The organism is Flavobacterium endoglycinae, from assembly GCF_017352115.1.
Taxonomy (GTDB): domain Bacteria; phylum Bacteroidota; class Bacteroidia; order Flavobacteriales; family Flavobacteriaceae; genus Flavobacterium; species Flavobacterium endoglycinae.
Map to the genome: position 1 here is coordinate 2335319 of NZ_CP071448.1, position 14877 is coordinate 2350195.

The 14877-nt window shown below is 32.9% G+C and carries 17 protein-coding genes; 13 read left to right on the forward strand and 4 right to left on the reverse strand.

Features of this window, described 5'->3' with window-relative positions; all coding sequences use genetic code 11:
• Window positions 1-16 precede the first annotated feature (16 nt).
• Window positions 17-874, reverse strand: a complete 858-nt coding sequence (locus J0383_RS10220; protein WP_207298283.1) for an MBL fold metallo-hydrolase — start codon at window positions 872-874, stop codon at window positions 17-19.
• A gap of 366 nt (window positions 875-1240) precedes the next feature.
• Between J0383_RS10220 and J0383_RS10225 the strand changes: the two genes are divergently transcribed.
• The 6 genes from J0383_RS10225 (at window position 1241) to sufD (ending at window position 6052) form a co-directional block, all read left to right on the forward strand.
• Window positions 1241-1570, forward strand: a complete 330-nt coding sequence (locus J0383_RS10225; protein ID WP_012023267.1) for a HesB/IscA family protein — start codon at window positions 1241-1243, stop codon at window positions 1568-1570.
• Between the two features lie 92 nt (window positions 1571-1662).
• Entirely contained in the window at window positions 1663-3111 is a 1449-nt protein-coding gene (gene sufB, locus J0383_RS10230; protein WP_207298284.1) for a Fe-S cluster assembly protein SufB, read from the forward strand.
• Window positions 3112-3184: 73 nt separating this feature from the next.
• Complete coding sequence (locus J0383_RS10235) at window positions 3185-3388, forward strand: DUF2683 family protein (protein WP_207298285.1); 204 nt, start codon at window positions 3185-3187, stop codon at window positions 3386-3388.
• A 35-nt stretch (window positions 3389-3423) separates the two neighbouring features.
• Window positions 3424-3912, forward strand: a complete 489-nt coding sequence (locus J0383_RS10240) for a flavodoxin family protein (protein ID WP_207298286.1) — start codon at window positions 3424-3426, stop codon at window positions 3910-3912.
• Window positions 3913-3923: 11 nt separating this feature from the next.
• The gene (gene sufC, locus J0383_RS10245) at window positions 3924-4670 is read left to right on the forward strand and encodes a Fe-S cluster assembly ATPase SufC (protein WP_207298287.1); all 747 of its coding nucleotides are present in this window, start codon (window positions 3924-3926) and stop codon (window positions 4668-4670) included.
• 65 nt (window positions 4671-4735) lie between these two features.
• The gene (gene sufD, locus J0383_RS10250; RefSeq protein ID WP_207298288.1) at window positions 4736-6052 is read left to right on the forward strand and encodes a Fe-S cluster assembly protein SufD; all 1317 of its coding nucleotides are present in this window, start codon (window positions 4736-4738) and stop codon (window positions 6050-6052) included.
• 283 nt (window positions 6053-6335) lie between these two features.
• Here sufD and J0383_RS10255 read toward each other — a convergent pair whose 3' ends face one another.
• The gene (locus tag J0383_RS10255; RefSeq protein WP_207298289.1) at window positions 6336-7685 is read right to left on the reverse strand and encodes a serine hydrolase domain-containing protein; all 1350 of its coding nucleotides are present in this window, start codon (window positions 7683-7685) and stop codon (window positions 6336-6338) included.
• A 221-nt stretch (window positions 7686-7906) separates the two neighbouring features.
• Here J0383_RS10255 and J0383_RS10260 point away from each other — a divergent pair, with 221 nt between their 5' ends.
• The 7 genes from J0383_RS10260 (at window position 7907) to J0383_RS10290 (ending at window position 12550) form a co-directional block, all read left to right on the forward strand.
• On the forward strand, window positions 7907-9121 hold the full coding sequence (locus tag J0383_RS10260) for an aminotransferase class V-fold PLP-dependent enzyme (protein WP_207298290.1): 1215 nt from the start codon (window positions 7907-7909) through the stop codon (window positions 9119-9121).
• Between the two features lie 11 nt (window positions 9122-9132).
• Window positions 9133-9558, forward strand: a complete 426-nt coding sequence (locus tag J0383_RS10265; RefSeq protein ID WP_207298291.1) for a hypothetical protein — start codon at window positions 9133-9135, stop codon at window positions 9556-9558.
• Window positions 9559-9560: 2 nt separating this feature from the next.
• On the forward strand, window positions 9561-9986 hold the full coding sequence (locus J0383_RS10270) for a SufE family protein (RefSeq protein ID WP_207298292.1): 426 nt from the start codon (window positions 9561-9563) through the stop codon (window positions 9984-9986).
• 122 nt (window positions 9987-10108) lie between these two features.
• The gene (locus J0383_RS10275; protein ID WP_207298293.1) at window positions 10109-10519 is read left to right on the forward strand and encodes a GxxExxY protein; all 411 of its coding nucleotides are present in this window, start codon (window positions 10109-10111) and stop codon (window positions 10517-10519) included.
• An 88-nt stretch (window positions 10520-10607) separates the two neighbouring features.
• Window positions 10608-10931 carry an SUF system Fe-S cluster assembly protein gene (locus tag J0383_RS10280; RefSeq protein ID WP_012023258.1) on the forward strand — a complete coding sequence of 108 codons (324 nt, stop codon included), beginning with the start codon at window positions 10608-10610 and terminating at the stop codon, window positions 10929-10931.
• A gap of 79 nt (window positions 10932-11010) precedes the next feature.
• Window positions 11011-11520 carry a DUF2480 family protein gene (locus J0383_RS10285; protein ID WP_207298294.1) on the forward strand — a complete coding sequence of 170 codons (510 nt, stop codon included), beginning with the start codon at window positions 11011-11013 and terminating at the stop codon, window positions 11518-11520.
• 79 nt (window positions 11521-11599) lie between these two features.
• A complete protein-coding gene (locus J0383_RS10290) occupies window positions 11600-12550 on the forward strand; it encodes a DUF3078 domain-containing protein (RefSeq protein ID WP_207298295.1) in 951 nt (316 codons plus the stop codon).
• 39 nt (window positions 12551-12589) lie between these two features.
• Here the strand turns inward: J0383_RS10290 and hflX are convergent, their stop codons facing one another.
• Window positions 12590-13819, reverse strand: a complete 1230-nt coding sequence (gene hflX / locus J0383_RS10295) for a GTPase HflX (RefSeq protein WP_207298296.1) — start codon at window positions 13817-13819, stop codon at window positions 12590-12592.
• Window positions 13820-13970: 151 nt separating this feature from the next.
• Window positions 13971-14828, reverse strand: a complete 858-nt coding sequence (locus J0383_RS10300; protein WP_207298297.1) for a hypothetical protein — start codon at window positions 14826-14828, stop codon at window positions 13971-13973.
• Window positions 14829-14877: the final 49 nt, after the last annotated feature.

The following is a 14877-nucleotide window of genomic DNA, read 5'->3' on the forward strand; positions in this document are numbered from 1 at the left end:
CAATAAGTAAAGCAATCTAAAGGATTTCTTCACAAGTAAAAACCTCTTTTAATCGAACTCCTTTTTCAGTTTGCTCAACTGTTATAATTTGATTGTGGGCATCATGTTCTAGAAACAAATAATAATTTTGATTGGCAGCTGAGTTTAAAAATTTTGCTTTTTCATCTAAAGATAAAAGAGGTCTTGTGTCGTAACCCATAATATAAGGAAGCGGAATATGTCCGGCTGTAGCCAATAAATCAGCACAGAAAACTATTGTTTTATCATTGTATTTAATATGTGGAATCATTTGTTTTTCGGTATGACCATCTGCGTAAAAAATATCAAAACCTAATTCTTTTGAAAAACCAAAATCGGAATTGGGTCTTTCAATAAAATTCAATTGTCCGCTTTCCTGCATTGGCAGAAGATTTTCGGATAAAAAGGACGCTTTCTCTCTTGGATTTGGCTGAGTTGCCCATTGCCAATGATTTTCGTTTGTCCAAAATTTTGCATTTTTAAATGCTGGTTCATAGCCTGTTTTATCTGCATTCCATTGTACACTTCCCCCGCAGTGATCAAAATGAAGATGTGTCATAAAAACATCTGTAATATCATCTCGGTGAAAACCATATTTTGCAAGCGATTTATCTATAGAATGCGATCCCCAAAGCGAGTAATATCCAAAAAACTTTTCAGATTGTTTGTTTCCCATTCCGGTATCAATTAAAATCAATCGGTTGCCATCTTCAATAAGCAGGCATCGAGCTGCTATATCAATTAAGTTATTTGCATCGGCTGGATTGGTTTTATTCCAAATAGTTTTAGGAACAACACCAAACATTGCACCACCGTCTAATTTAAAATTTCCAGATTCTATAGGGTAAAGTTTCATGAGTTTAAATTTCTATTATGAATAACAAATCTAGGAAATCCAATTTCCTTTTACTACAATTTCTATTTAAAACTAAAACTTTAACTTATCCTAAAGTACTAAATGAAGTGCAAATTGGTCTCGTATTTGAAGCAGATTTCATCTTCAAATAAGTAAGATTTAAAACGATTTCACCCTAAAAATAACTTCTATCTATTTTAACATTTGTTATAATAATGTGAACCGTTATGGAAAAAGGTTTTTAAGTCGTATCTTTGCGGACAATTTCATTTGAACATTGAAGTTGGCATCTATTTTTTTTGTAATAATTTGATTATTATTTAGATGCATAGTAAAATGATCTTTTAAAAACAAATACCATAAACAATGATAAAGGTTTCTGATACAGCCAAAAAGAAAATCATCGATTTGATGACTGATGATGGTTTTGACGCCGCAAGCGACTACGTAAGAGTAGGTGTTAAAAGCGGTGGATGCTCTGGTTTGTCTTATGATTTAAAGTTTGACAAAACCAAAGGAGAAGATGATAAAATATTCGTAGATAACGATATACAGATTGCTGTTGAAAAAAAATCTTTTCTGTATTTAGCCGGAACAATTTTAGAATTTTCGGGCGGATTAAACGGAAAAGGATTTGTATTCAATAATCCAAACGCCAGCAGAACTTGCGGATGCGGAGAATCATTTTCGCTATAAACAATTAAATAATTGCAAAATTTAAAGATGTAAAGATTTCAGAAGTGGTTTATTTAAATCCTTCAATTTTTAAATCTTTCAATAAAAAACCAATGAGCAAATACACCGAAGACGATTTAAAAATCGAACTGGAAACTAAAGAATATGAGTACGGATTTTATACCAATATAGAATCTGAAACTTTCCCTATTGGCTTAAACGAAGAGATTGTAAGAGCTATTTCGCTTAAAAAAGAAGAACCTGAATGGATGACCGAATGGCGTATCGAGGCTTTCCGTGCTTGGAAAGAAATGATCGAACCAGAATGGGCAAACGTAAGTTATGAAAAACCAGACTTTCAGGCTATTTCCTATTATTCAGCTCCAAAAACAGTAGATCCTAATAAAACTTTGGATGATGTAGATCCAGAATTATTAGAGATGTACAAAAAGTTAGGAATCTCTGTAGATGAACAGAAAAAAATGAACAATATCGCTATGGATATCGTTGTCGATTCTGTTTCTGTTGCTACAACTTTCAAGAAAACTTTGGCAGAAAAAGGAATTATTTTCTGTCCGATTTCTGAAGCCATTAAAGAACATCCAGAATTAGTAAAAAAATATTTAGGTACAGTTGTTCCTCAAAAAGATAACTTCTACGCGGCGCTAAACTCAGCTGTTTTCTCTGACGGAAGTTTCTGTTATATTCCAAAAGGCGTAAAATGCCCAATGGAACTTTCAACGTATTTCCGAATCAATCAAGCAGGAACTGGACAATTCGAAAGAACGCTGGTTATTGCTGACGAAGGAAGCTACGTTTCTTACCTTGAAGGATGTACAGCGCCAAGCCGTGACGAAAACCAATTACACGCTGCTGTAGTGGAACTAATCGCTTTGGATGATGCTGAAATTAAATATTCGACAGTTCAAAACTGGTTTCCTGGAAATAAAGAAGGAAAAGGCGGGGTTTACAACTTCGTAACCAAAAGAGGTTTATGCGAAACAAACGCTAAGATTTCTTGGACACAAGTTGAAACAGGTTCTGCTGTAACTTGGAAATATCCTTCTTGCGTACTTAAAGGAGATAATTCAGTAGGAGAATTTTATTCTATTGCTGTTACCAATAATTTCCAACAAGCAGATACTGGAACAAAAATGATCCATTTAGGTAAAAACACTAAATCGACTATTATTTCTAAAGGTATTTCGGCTGGAAAATCACAAAATAGCTACCGTGGTTTAGTGCAAATCTCGCCAAGGGCAGAAAATGCAAGAAACTTTTCTCAATGTGACTCTTTATTAATGGGTAACAATTGCGGTGCGCATACTTTCCCTTACATCGAAAGTAAAAATCCATCAGCAAAAATCGAGCACGAAGCAACAACAAGTAAAATTGGAGAAGATCAAGTTTTCTACTGCAACCAAAGAGGTATTCCGACTGAAAAAGCGATTGCTTTAATTGTAAACGGCTTCAGTAAAGACGTATTGAACAAACTTCCAATGGAATTTGCGGTTGAAGCTCAAAAATTATTAGAGATTTCTTTAGAAGGTTCTGTAGGATAAAATTTGTTTCAAGTTTAAAGTTTCAAGTTGTTGTTTTGAACAAAAGAAAATCTTGAACTAAAAAATAGACAATATGAATCTAACTCTGAAAAACGTAAAGAAAAAAGATTTGCCTGTTTTAAAAGCACTAGCAAAACGTTTAGGTTTTGAAATTGAAAAGATAGAAAAACCATATAATCCTGAATTTGTAAAAGAGATTTTACAAGGGCAGAAAGATATTGAAGAAGACAGAGGAATTAAAATGACGATTGAAGATATAGACAAATTATGGAAATAATTTATTTCCATTAACGCATTTAGGAATAAGTATTAATGGAAAATAAAAAAGTAATCATTTTAGGTTCTTCCAGAAAAAACGGAAACACAACAAAAATTGTAGACCTACTTTCTAAAGAACACAACATAGATGTAATTAATTTAAGTGATTATATTATATCCTATTATGATTACGAAAGCAAAAATATAGACGATGATTTTTTGCCTTTGATTAGAGGAATTATCGAAAAATACGACACGCTGATTTTTGCAACGCCTGTTTATTGGTATAATATGAGCGGAATTTTAAAGGTCTTTTTTGATCGGTTTTCAGATTTAATCCGAATTGAAAAAGAAACTGGAAGAAAACTAAGAGGAAAGAAAATTGGCGTGATATCAAATTCACACGATACTGTAATCGAAGACAGTTTTTACATTCCGTTCAAAAAAACGTCTGATTATTTGGGCATGGAATATTTAGGGCACGCGCATTTTAATGCTAATGTTCTAAACCAAACAACAAAAATAGAATTGACATTTATATAAAATAAAAAACAATGTTATCAATAAAAAACCTTCACGCCGCGATTGGTGATAAAGAAATCCTTAAGGGAATTAATATAGAAGTTAAAGCTGGAGAAGTTCACGCGATAATGGGACCAAACGGTTCTGGAAAAAGTACCCTTTCTGCTGTTATTGCAGGAAACGAAAACTATGATGTTACAGATGGAGAGGTAATTCTTGACGGAGAAGATCTTGCTGATTTAGCTCCTGAAGAAAGAGCACATAAAGGTGTTTTCCTTTCTTTTCAATATCCGGTAGAAATTCCTGGAGTTAGTGTAACTAACTTTATGAAAACGGCTATTAACGAAACTCGTAAAGCAAACGGTCAGGAAGAAATGCCTGCAAACGAAATGCTAAAAGTAATTCGTGAAAAATCGGAATTATTAGAAATCGACCGTAAATTTTTATCTCGTTCTTTAAATGAAGGTTTTTCTGGAGGAGAGAAAAAAAGAAACGAGATTTTCCAAATGGCAATGTTAGAGCCAAAATTAGCAATCCTAGACGAAACCGATTCTGGTCTTGATATCGATGCCTTAAGAATTGTGGCTAATGGTGTAAACAAATTAAAAAGCGACAAAAACGCAATTATCGTTATCACGCACTACCAACGTTTGCTAGATTATATCGTTCCAGATTTCGTTCACGTTCTTTACAACGGAAGAATCGTAAAATCAGGAGGAAAAGAATTGGCTTACGAATTAGAAGAAAAAGGATACGACTGGATTAAGGCAGAAAACTAGTTTACAGTTACAGTTTACAGTTTACCAAACTCATAACTTATAACTCATAACTTATAACTAAAGAAATGGATTTAAAAGAAAAATTAGTATCGTCTTTTATGGCTTTTGAAGAGCGTGTTGATGTGCATTCAGATTTGCATGACATCCGTACAAATGCTATAAAAAACTTCGAAAATAAAGGTTTCCCAACCAAAAGGGAAGAAGCTTGGAAATATACATCGCTAAATGCCATCTTAAAAAATGACTTTACGGTTTTTCCAAAGCAGGAAAATGCAATCGAATTCAATCAGGTAAAAAAATACTTTTTACACGAAATCGACACTTATAAATTGGTTTTTATTGATGGCGTTTTCAGTTCGCATTTGTCTTCTACAACCCACGACGGAATTGATGTTTGTTTGATGTCTTCGGCATTGACCAAACCGAAATATAAAATGGTTATTGATACTTACTTTAATCAAATTGCAAGCAAGGATGATAGTTTGACATCATTGAATACTGCTTTTGCAATCGAAGGTGCGTTTATCAATATTCCAAAGAAAAAAGTAGCTGACAAACCTATTGAAATCATGTATTTCTCAACTGGAAATGAAGCTGCTTTAATGGTACAGCCAAGAAATTTGATTATTGTAGGTGAAAATTCACATGTTCAAATTATCGAGCGTCACCAAAGTTTGAATGAAAATCCTGTATTAACGAATTCGGTTACGGAAATTTTCGCTCAAAAACGTGCTATTGTTGATTATTACAAAATTCAAAACGACAACAGCGAAGCAAATTTAGTGGACAATACTTATGTTTCACAACAGCAAGAAAGCCACGCTTCTGTTCATACTTTTTCATTCGGAGGAAACCTTACGCGTAACAACTTAAACTTTTACCATTTCGGAGAAAGATTGACAAGTACGCTTAACGGAATTTCTATCTTGAATGACAAACAACACGTTGACCATTATACATTGGTAAACCACGCACAGCCAAACTGCGAAAGTTTCCAAGATTATAAAGGAATTTTCTCTGATCGTTCGACAGGAGTTTTCAACGGAAAAGTTTTGGTAGAAAAAGAAGCCCAGAAAACAAACGCTTTCCAAAAAAGCAACAACATTTTATTGAGCGATAAAGCGACAATCAACGCAAAACCACAATTGGAAATTTTTGCTGATGACGTAAAATGTTCTCACGGATGTACAGTTGGACAGCTTGATGAAACAGCAATGTTCTACATGCAGTCTCGCGGAATCCCGAAAAAAGAAGCTAAAGCTTTATTGATGTACGCATTCTCAAATGCGGTTATCGAAAGCATTAAAATACCAGAATTAAAACAAAGAATTACTAAAATCATTGCCATGAAATTAGGTGTGAATTTAGGATTTGATTTGTAGTCGAGGTTTACCGCAAAGACACAAAGGTTACGCAAAGTTCGCAAGGTTTTTTATTAAAGCTTTGCGAACTTTTTGCTTTTACTTAATGTTCTTTACGGCTAATTTATCTTTTAAAAACATTAAAAAGAAAAGAAAAGAATCCAAACAAGATCATTCCAAGTCCTACAAATAAAAAGAATTTTCCCAAAAAAGGAATGATTCTAATCAATAAAGAAAATGAAAGAAATACAATAACAAATCCTCCAAATAAAAGTAAAATTGATTTTAAAACTGGATTCATTTATTATTTCTTAATACTATCAATAACCTCTTTCAAAAACCCATTAAAATCAAATCCAGGTTCTTCTTCCCTTACTCCCATTCTCACAATTACCATATCTTTTGATGGAATAATTGCCACCATCTGACCTTGGTAACCACTGCAATAAAACATATCACGAGGAACATCTGGGAATTTTCCGCCTGCGTTTAACCAAAACTGAGCGCCATATTTCCCTTCAGAAGTATTCGTTGGAGTTGCTGTGTATTTCACCCAGCTTTCATCCAGGATTTGTTCGCCGTTCCAATTTCCTTTATGCAGGTATAATAATCCAAATTTTGACCAGTCGCGTGGTGTTGCCCATCCGTAAGATGAACCAACGAAAGTTCCGCTCATATCTTGTTCTACAATCATCGAATTCATTCCGATTTTGTCAATTACGGCGCTGTACCAAAAATCAAGATATTCTTGCTGTGTTTTAAATTGTCTTCTTAAAATCAGAGATAATAAATTGGTAGTTCCGGATGAATAATTCCAATGTGTGTTGGGTTTAAATTCTGCTGGTTTTTCCAATTGCACTTTTCCCATATCTTCGGCCTGAAAAAGCATTTTGGTAGCATCAGAGATTTTACTGTAATTCTCTTCCCATTCTAAACCAGAATTCATGTGAAGCAAATCATTCAATGTAATATTTTTACGTTCATCATTTTTCCATTCTGCAACTGGAGCAGGTTTGTAAATATCTATTTTTCCTTGTTTTACCAAAACACCGAAAGCCGAGCTTGTGATACTTTTTGTCATTGACCACCCTAGAATTTTGCTGTCTTTATTAAATCCTGTATCGTATTTTTCAGCGATTAAATGGTCTTTATATAAAACCACAACGGCACGAGTTCTTTTGATTCTTCCTCCAGTTTTATCAAAAGCGTTATCAACTGCTTTTTTCAATTTTGAATAATCAATATTTGAAAAGGCAGTATCTTTTGGTTCATTATTTCCGTATGGAAAAGGCAGATTGTTTTCTAATTTCGTTCTTTTTGGAAGTAAATACGGTTTCGAAATATCAAATTGGTCATTAATCAAAACTGCTCCAAGACCTTCACGATAAATCGCTTTTCTTTCTTTCAATCCATAAACTGATGAAATTGCAAATTTTCCAGCGTCATCAATTGAATTTTCAGCCAGATCAATCAATTTAATATCATTGTCGGTTTTCTGAATTAAATCTAACGGACGATTATCTAAAAAATGTCCAGAAGCGACACTTTTAGCCGAAAAACCAGAAATCAAATCAAGTTTAGGATAAGTCGTAAATCCGAAATACAGAAATGCGAGAACCACTACAAGCAAAAGTACTTTAAGAAATTTTTTCATGATGATTTAAGTTATTTTTACTGCAATATAAATAATTTATGTTCACGATTTTAAGCATCAAATTAGAAAACGGCTTCAGATAATTCAGAAAACCGAAATGATTTTTGCCAAATCATCATTTAAGGCTTCAAACAATGGCATCATAAAAGGAAATTATAGAATTGCTGTATAAACAAATTTAGTTTTAGTACTTTTGTAAATAGATTTTTTCTAAATAAGACATGCTAGATATTCAAAAAATAAGAGCTGATTTCCCAATACTTTCTCAAACTGTAAACGGAAAGCCATTAGTATATTTCGACAACGGAGCTACTTCGCAAAAACCACAAGTTGTAATTGATGCTGAAGTAAAATATTATAACGAAATCAACGCTAACATTCACCGTGGCGTTCACACTTTAAGCCAGTTAGCAACTGATGCTTATGAAGTTTCTCGTGGTAAAGTAAAAGAGCATATCAACGCAAAACATGCTCACGAAGTCCTTTTTACTTCTGGAACAACGCACGGAATAAACTTAGTCTCAAACGGTTTTGCTTCTATTTTAAAACCTGGAGATGAAGTCGTTGTTTCTTCTTTAGAACATCACAGTAATATTGTGCCTTGGCAGATGTTATGCGAGAAAACTGGTGCAATTTTAAAAGTTATTCCAATCAATGATAATGGAGAATTAATCATTGAAGAATTTGATAAGTTACTTTCCGAAAAAACAAAAATCGTTACCGTAAATCATATTTCGAACGCATTGGGAATCATTAACCCAATTAAATATATCATAGACAAAGCTCATGCTGTTGGCGCTGCAGTTCTAATTGATGGCGCACAGGCTGTTCCGCATTTAAAACCAGATGTTCAAGAATTAGATTGTGATTTTTATGCTTTTTCAGGTCATAAAATGTGCGGTCCAACTGGAACTGGAATTCTTTACGGAAAAGAAGAATGGCTAAACAAACTTCCTCCTTATCAAGGCGGTGGTGAAATGATCAAAGAAGTTACTTTCGAGAAAACAACTTATGCTGACCTTCCTCATAAATTTGAAGCTGGAACTCCAAACATCGCGGGCGGAATCGTATTAGGAACAGCAATTGATTATTTAAACAGTGTTGGTTTCGAAAACATTCAGGCATACGAGCATGAACTTTTAGAACACGCTACAAAACGTTTATCTGAAATTGAAGGCATCAGAATCTATGGAACAGGAAAAAATAAAGCTTCTGTAATTTCGTTTAATATTGATGGAATCCATCCGTATGATGTTGGTTCTATTGTAGATAAATTAGGAATTGCGGTTAGAACAGGACATCATTGTGCACAACCAATCATGAATTTCTTCTGTATTCCAGGAACAATTCGTGCTTCGTTTTCTTTCTATAATACAAAAGAAGAAATTGACACAATGGTCGATGCTGTGAAAAAAGCACAAACAATGTTAAGCTAAAAAAGAAACGTATGAGAATATTATCACTATTGCTTTTAACTCTTTTTATTGCAACTGGATGCTGCAGTCAAAAAAAGACCGATATGAAATCAACACAAATTGAATATTCTGCTCATTCTAGAGGTTATTACAAAAGTATTGTTGTAGAGAACAAATCGGTTTCGGTTACAAAAGAACGTAATGCTGAAGCTGTTCAAAGTAATATTGACGAAGCAAAATGGAATAAAATCGTTGATGCTTTTTCAAAAGTGAATTTAGAAGGTCTTTCTTCTTTAAAAGCGCCAACTGATAAACGAACTTACGATGGTGCAGCGATAGGAAATTTAAAAATAACAAAAGACGGAAAAACGTATGAAACTCCAGGTTTCGACAATGGTTTTCCTCCAAAAGAAATCGAACAACTAGTGAATTTATTAGTTGATTTTTCTAAAGAATAATTATGACAATAAAAGAAATACAAGACGAGATAATAGACGAATTTTCAATGTTTGATGACTGGATGCAGCGTTATGAATACATCATTGAATTAGGAAAAAGTCTTCCGTTAATCAAAGAAGAATACAAAACCGACGAGAATTTAATCAAAGGCTGTCAGTCCAAAGTTTGGTTACAAGGTGACCAGCAAGATGATAAAATTGTTTTCACGGCAGACAGCGATGCTATTTTGACAAAAGGAATTATTGCGATTCTAATTCGTGCTTTTTCAAATCAAAAGGCAAAAGATATTCTGGAAGCAGATACTGATTTTATTGACGAAATTGGATTAAAAGAACATTTATCTGCGACGCGTGCCAACGGTTTGGTTTCGATGATTAAAAACATCAAAATGTACGCTTTGGCTTTTGATGCTAAAAACAAAAATTAAAAAATACTGAACCATATAAGCCATATAAGAAAATTTAAGTTTTGCTTTAAATGAACTTATCTACGATTAGCAAAAAGTAAGTTTTATCTTTCTTTTTATTTGTATTATTGCTAAAAAAAGTAATGATCACAAAGAAATATTTGACTGATTTAGTTTACAAGGTAAATGGAGCGGCGATTGAAGTTCATAGAAAAATTGGGGCAGGACTTTTAGAAAGCATTTATCATCAATGCATGATTAAAGAACTTTCTTTAAGAGGAATCAATTTTGAATCAGAATTGAAGATTCCTGTTGAATATAAAGGGTTGCAATTAGAATCAGATTTAAGGTGTGATCTGTTTATAGAGAATTGTTTAGTTCTTGAATTAAAAGCAGTTGATCAAATTATTCCTATTCATGTCGCCAAACTAATGTCTTATATGAAACTCCTTGAATCTCCAATAGGGTTAATGATAAATTTTAATGTAACAAATATTTATCACGAAGGTCAAAAAACATATGTCAACGATTTATATCGCTGGCTTGAAGATTAACAAAATAACTATTAAACACATTTTAGAGTAGTACAAGTCAAAACTTAAATTTTCTTATATTACTTATATGGTGGAAAAAACGAAAAAAATGGAACAAGAAATTGATACAAACGAATTAGGAGAATCAATCGTAAGAGTTTTAAAAGGCATTTACGATCCTGAAATCCCTGTAGATATTTATGAATTAGGATTAATTTACGACGTAATGGTAAACACAGATTACGAAGTAAAAATCTTAATGACCCTTACTTCTCCAAACTGTCCAGTTGCAGAAAGTTTACCAAGAGAAGTAGAAGAAAAAGTAAAAACAATCGAAAACATCAAAGATGTAGACGTTGAAATTACTTTCGATCCGCCTTGGAGCAAAGATTTAATGAGCGAAGAAGCGAAATTAGAATTAGGAATGCTTTAAATTAGTCATAAAGTTGAAAGTCATAAAGTCCAAAGTTTGATCTTTATGACTTTCGACCTTCGACTTTCAGACTAAAAAAATGGAAGAAATTATCAATAAAGTTGCCAATAGTGCTTTAGAAGTTTTTGATTTAGAAGATTATTATCCAAAAGGAATGCGTACGCAAATTGATATATCGCAATGGCTTTTGGAAGGATTTTTATTAAAAGAAAAAGACTTTAGAGAACATCTTAAAAATCATGATTGGTCACAATATCAAGATCAATATGTGGCTGTACATTGTAGTACCGATGCTATTATTCCTGCTTGGGCATTAATTTTAGTAAGCGTTCATTTAGCGCCTTTTGCCAAAAAAGTAGTGAACGGAACAATCGAAGATCTTGATGCAAGTCTTTATGAAGAAATTCTAACCACAATTGATTATTCTGCATACAAAGGCAAACCTGTCATTGTAAAAGGCTGTTCTAGAAAACCAGTTCCCATGAGAGCTTACATTTTAGCGACAACCTACTTGCAGCCATTTGCAAGAAGTATTATGTACGGCGAAGCGTGTTCCGCAGTACCATTATACAAAGAATCTAAGAAATAACCTGCAACTGCAAACAATTTATCCCCTACTTTTCCGTTGATTTTTAGTATATTTGAGAATACACTTAAACTAAACAATCATGAGAAAGCTGATAGTATTACTTTTTATCTTAGCGAATATTACTTTTGTTCAGGCACAAAATTCAGAAAAAGAATTAGTACAAAACACAGAAAAAGCAGTAAAAAAAATCAACGATACGATTGAAGAAGAAGGTTGGAAAGCAAAAGGAACTGTATCGCTTTTATTAAACCAATCAAGCTTCAACAACTGGATTGCTGGTGGTGAAGACAGTTTCTCTGGAACTTTAGGAATAAATTACGACTTTAATTATAAAAAAGACGATCTAACTTGGGATAATAAAATACTGGCTTCATACGGTCTTTTACAAACTAAAAACACGGATTTTGGAAAGAAAACCGATGATCGTTTAGAGTTTAATTCCATTCTTGGTAAAAAAGCTTTTGGTGAATGGTATTACTCTTATTTCATAAATTTTAGAACTCAGTTTACTACAGGTTATATTTATGGACAAGATGCCAACGGAAAAGAAATCAGAACTGAGCAGACTAAATTTATGTCACCTGGATATCTTACTACTGGACCTGGTATCTATTGGTCTAAAGATGAGAATTTAAAAATAAATTTTGCTCCATTAACCTCCAAATTCACTTTTGTAGACAATGCTTATACAAGTGGAATTGATAGATTTACCGGACTGCCTTATGTAGATGGTGATTATTTTGGAGTTGACGAAGGCAAAACCATGCGTTACGAATTAGGTTTTTATGCCTCAGTTTATTACAAATTGGCTATTATGACCAATGTAACAGCAGAAAACACATTGAATCTTTATTCTAATTATTTAGAAGATCCTCAAAACGTAGATATCAATTACTCGCTGAATATTATTATGAAAGTAAATAAATTCTTGTCGGCTAATTTAGCGTTTCAAGCTATTTATGATGATAATGCTTTTAAAGGACTTCAGACTAGAGAAGTATTTGGTTTGGGAATTAATTTTGGATTTTAATAAAAAACGGCTTTTGAATGATCAAAAGCCGTTTCTGTTTTATTCTTCCTCTTTATCAACTGCATCCTTATAATCAGGATATAAAAAGTTGTTGTACGGAAATCTGGTGATATGAATCTGTCGTACCGCTTCATAAACGGTTTCTCTAAATTCCTCAAAATTTTCTTTTTTAACAGCCGAAATAAATAATGCTTTATCCTCACCAACATTACTCATCCAAGTTTGTTTCCACTCATCAAGTGTGTAATGTTTTCTTGTTCTTTCGGTGATTAAGTCATCTTCATCGATTGTCAGGTGTTTGTAAGCATCGATTTTATTAAAAACCATAATCGTCGGTTTATCGTTGCTTTTAATTTCCTGTAAAATCTGATTTACAGATTCTATGTGATCTTCAAAATCAGGATGCGAAATATCTACAACGTGCAAAAGCAAATCAGCTTCACGAACCTCATCCAATGTACTTTTAAAAGAATCAACTAACTGTGTCGGCAACTTTCGAATAAATCCAACCGTATCTGAAAGCAAAAATGGCAGGTTTTTAATTACCACTTTTCTAACAGTTGTATCTAAAGTTGCAAATAGTTTATTTTCGACAAAAACTTCACTTTTACCAATCGCATTCATCAAAGTCGATTTCCCAACGTTAGTATACCCAACTAAAGCAACACGAACCATAGCTCCGCGGTTGCTACGCTGAATACTCATTTGTTTATCAATCGTTTTGATTTTCTCTTTCAATAACGAAATTCTATCGCGCACGATACGTCTGTCTGTTTCAATCTCGGTTTCACCCGGACCACGCATACCAATACCTCCTTTTTGACGCTCAAGGTGTGTCCATAATCCGGAAAGTCTTGGCAGTAAATAAATACATTGTGCCAATTCTACCTGAGTTCTTGCATACGAAGTTTCCGCTCTTTGAGCAAAAATATCCAAGATCAAATTGGTTCTGTCAAGGATTTTACAATCTATAATTCTTGAAATGTTTTTTTGCTGTGAAGGTGATAATTCATCATCAAAAATTACAGTCGATATTTTATTTTCTTTTACAAAAAGATTGATTTCATCTATTTTTCCCGTACCTACAAAAGTTTTCGGATTTGGGCGTTCCATTTTTTGCGAAAAGCGTTTAATAACTTCACCTCCAGCGGTAAAAGTTAAAAACTCCAATTCGTCTAAATATTCGTTAAGTTTTTCCTCACTTTGATTTTGAGTTACAATACCTACTACTACTGTTCTCTCAAAATTTATTATTTCTTTCTCTAGCATATCTTAAAATAAGCTGCAAATTTAATCATTTGTGCAGTACTAACAATTATAGAATTTCAATTTTAAATTCGAATTAAAAAAATAAACCATTTATAAATCAGGTATTAAAACCTAAATTATAAATGGTTTAGAATATTCTTTTAAAAATTATTTATTCGTAAATGAATGTTTTTTCTGTTTTTACAATTCCGTTCTCTTCAATCTGTGAACATGAAATCGGGAAGTTCAGTTTGTTGTATTTGTACTTTCTACTAACGGCAACCAAAGCGGTAGACGACGGACTGAAATTCATTTCATTGTTATATGAAATCGATTCGAAAGCAAACTCATCTTCATGATACGAAATCATAGGTACAATAATTTTGTAATTATCTCCAAAAAGTCCTTGAACAATTAATTGATCTACTGATTTTTTATCATCATAGGTAAATGATTTAGAGATTTTATCTCCAACTAAACCTTTGTGTTTCGATACGTTATCGTTTACATACACATATTCAATTTTACCAATAATCTGTTTGTTTTTATCGCGTGAAGTACGTCTTACAATTGTTCCGTTTTCAACAATATATTCAATATCTTCAACCAAATTTTGATGATTGGTACTCTTTTTTGTAGTTACTTTAACCCTTGCTCCTTCATATACAAATGTTACAACTTTGGTAATGTAATTAGGCCCTTCCTGATATTTTTTTACAAATTTTGTAATGTTATTATCAGCGTCATAAGTATAATTTACCACTTCTTTCCAGTCACTTCCCACTTTGTCTTTTACAGTCATGTCTAGTAAACCATTTTTGTTGTAAAAGAAATGCTGTATAACATCTGAAGTGGTTACGGTTTGAAGTTTACCATCTTTAAAAACCATCGTTTTGTTAACGATTTCTCCGTCTTTAGAATTCTGATAGTTTGTTTTTACAATATTGATCTGCTTTAATCTAACATTGTCCTGACTGTGCATCAAGAAAGGAAATACCATCATTAGGATGGCAATAAAGTAGGTTCTCATATTTGTTTTTGTATTTATTTGGGATGACCAAAGTACAAAATTCTCTCAT

Bases quoted from the DNA above. Each gene is read 5' to 3' on its own strand.
- J0383_RS10220 (WP_207298283.1), bottom strand. From the start codon at position 874: ATGAAACTTTACCCTATAGAATCTGGAAATTTTAAATTAGACGGTGGT.
- J0383_RS10225 (WP_012023267.1), top strand. From the start codon at position 1,241: ATGATAAAGGTTTCTGATACAGCCAAAAAGAAAATCATCGATTTGATG.
- sufB (WP_207298284.1), top strand. From the start codon at position 1,663: ATGAGCAAATACACCGAAGACGATTTAAAAATCGAACTGGAAACTAAA.
- J0383_RS10235 (WP_207298285.1), top strand. From the start codon at position 3,185: ATGAATCTAACTCTGAAAAACGTAAAGAAAAAAGATTTGCCTGTTTTA.
- J0383_RS10240 (WP_207298286.1), top strand. From the start codon at position 3,424: ATGGAAAATAAAAAAGTAATCATTTTAGGTTCTTCCAGAAAAAACGGA.
- sufC (WP_207298287.1), top strand. From the start codon at position 3,924: ATGTTATCAATAAAAAACCTTCACGCCGCGATTGGTGATAAAGAAATC.
- sufD (WP_207298288.1), top strand. From the start codon at position 4,736: ATGGATTTAAAAGAAAAATTAGTATCGTCTTTTATGGCTTTTGAAGAG.
- J0383_RS10255 (WP_207298289.1), bottom strand. From the start codon at position 7,685: ATGAAAAAATTTCTTAAAGTACTTTTGCTTGTAGTGGTTCTCGCATTT.
- J0383_RS10260 (WP_207298290.1), top strand. From the start codon at position 7,907: ATGCTAGATATTCAAAAAATAAGAGCTGATTTCCCAATACTTTCTCAA.
- J0383_RS10265 (WP_207298291.1), top strand. From the start codon at position 9,133: ATGAGAATATTATCACTATTGCTTTTAACTCTTTTTATTGCAACTGGA.
- J0383_RS10270 (WP_207298292.1), top strand. From the start codon at position 9,561: ATGACAATAAAAGAAATACAAGACGAGATAATAGACGAATTTTCAATG.
- J0383_RS10275 (WP_207298293.1), top strand. From the start codon at position 10,109: ATGATCACAAAGAAATATTTGACTGATTTAGTTTACAAGGTAAATGGA.
- J0383_RS10280 (WP_012023258.1), top strand. From the start codon at position 10,608: ATGGAACAAGAAATTGATACAAACGAATTAGGAGAATCAATCGTAAGA.
- J0383_RS10285 (WP_207298294.1), top strand. From the start codon at position 11,011: ATGGAAGAAATTATCAATAAAGTTGCCAATAGTGCTTTAGAAGTTTTT.
- J0383_RS10290 (WP_207298295.1), top strand. From the start codon at position 11,600: ATGAGAAAGCTGATAGTATTACTTTTTATCTTAGCGAATATTACTTTT.
- hflX (WP_207298296.1), bottom strand. From the start codon at position 13,819: ATGCTAGAGAAAGAAATAATAAATTTTGAGAGAACAGTAGTAGTAGGT.
- J0383_RS10300 (WP_207298297.1), bottom strand. From the start codon at position 14,828: ATGAGAACCTACTTTATTGCCATCCTAATGATGGTATTTCCTTTCTTG.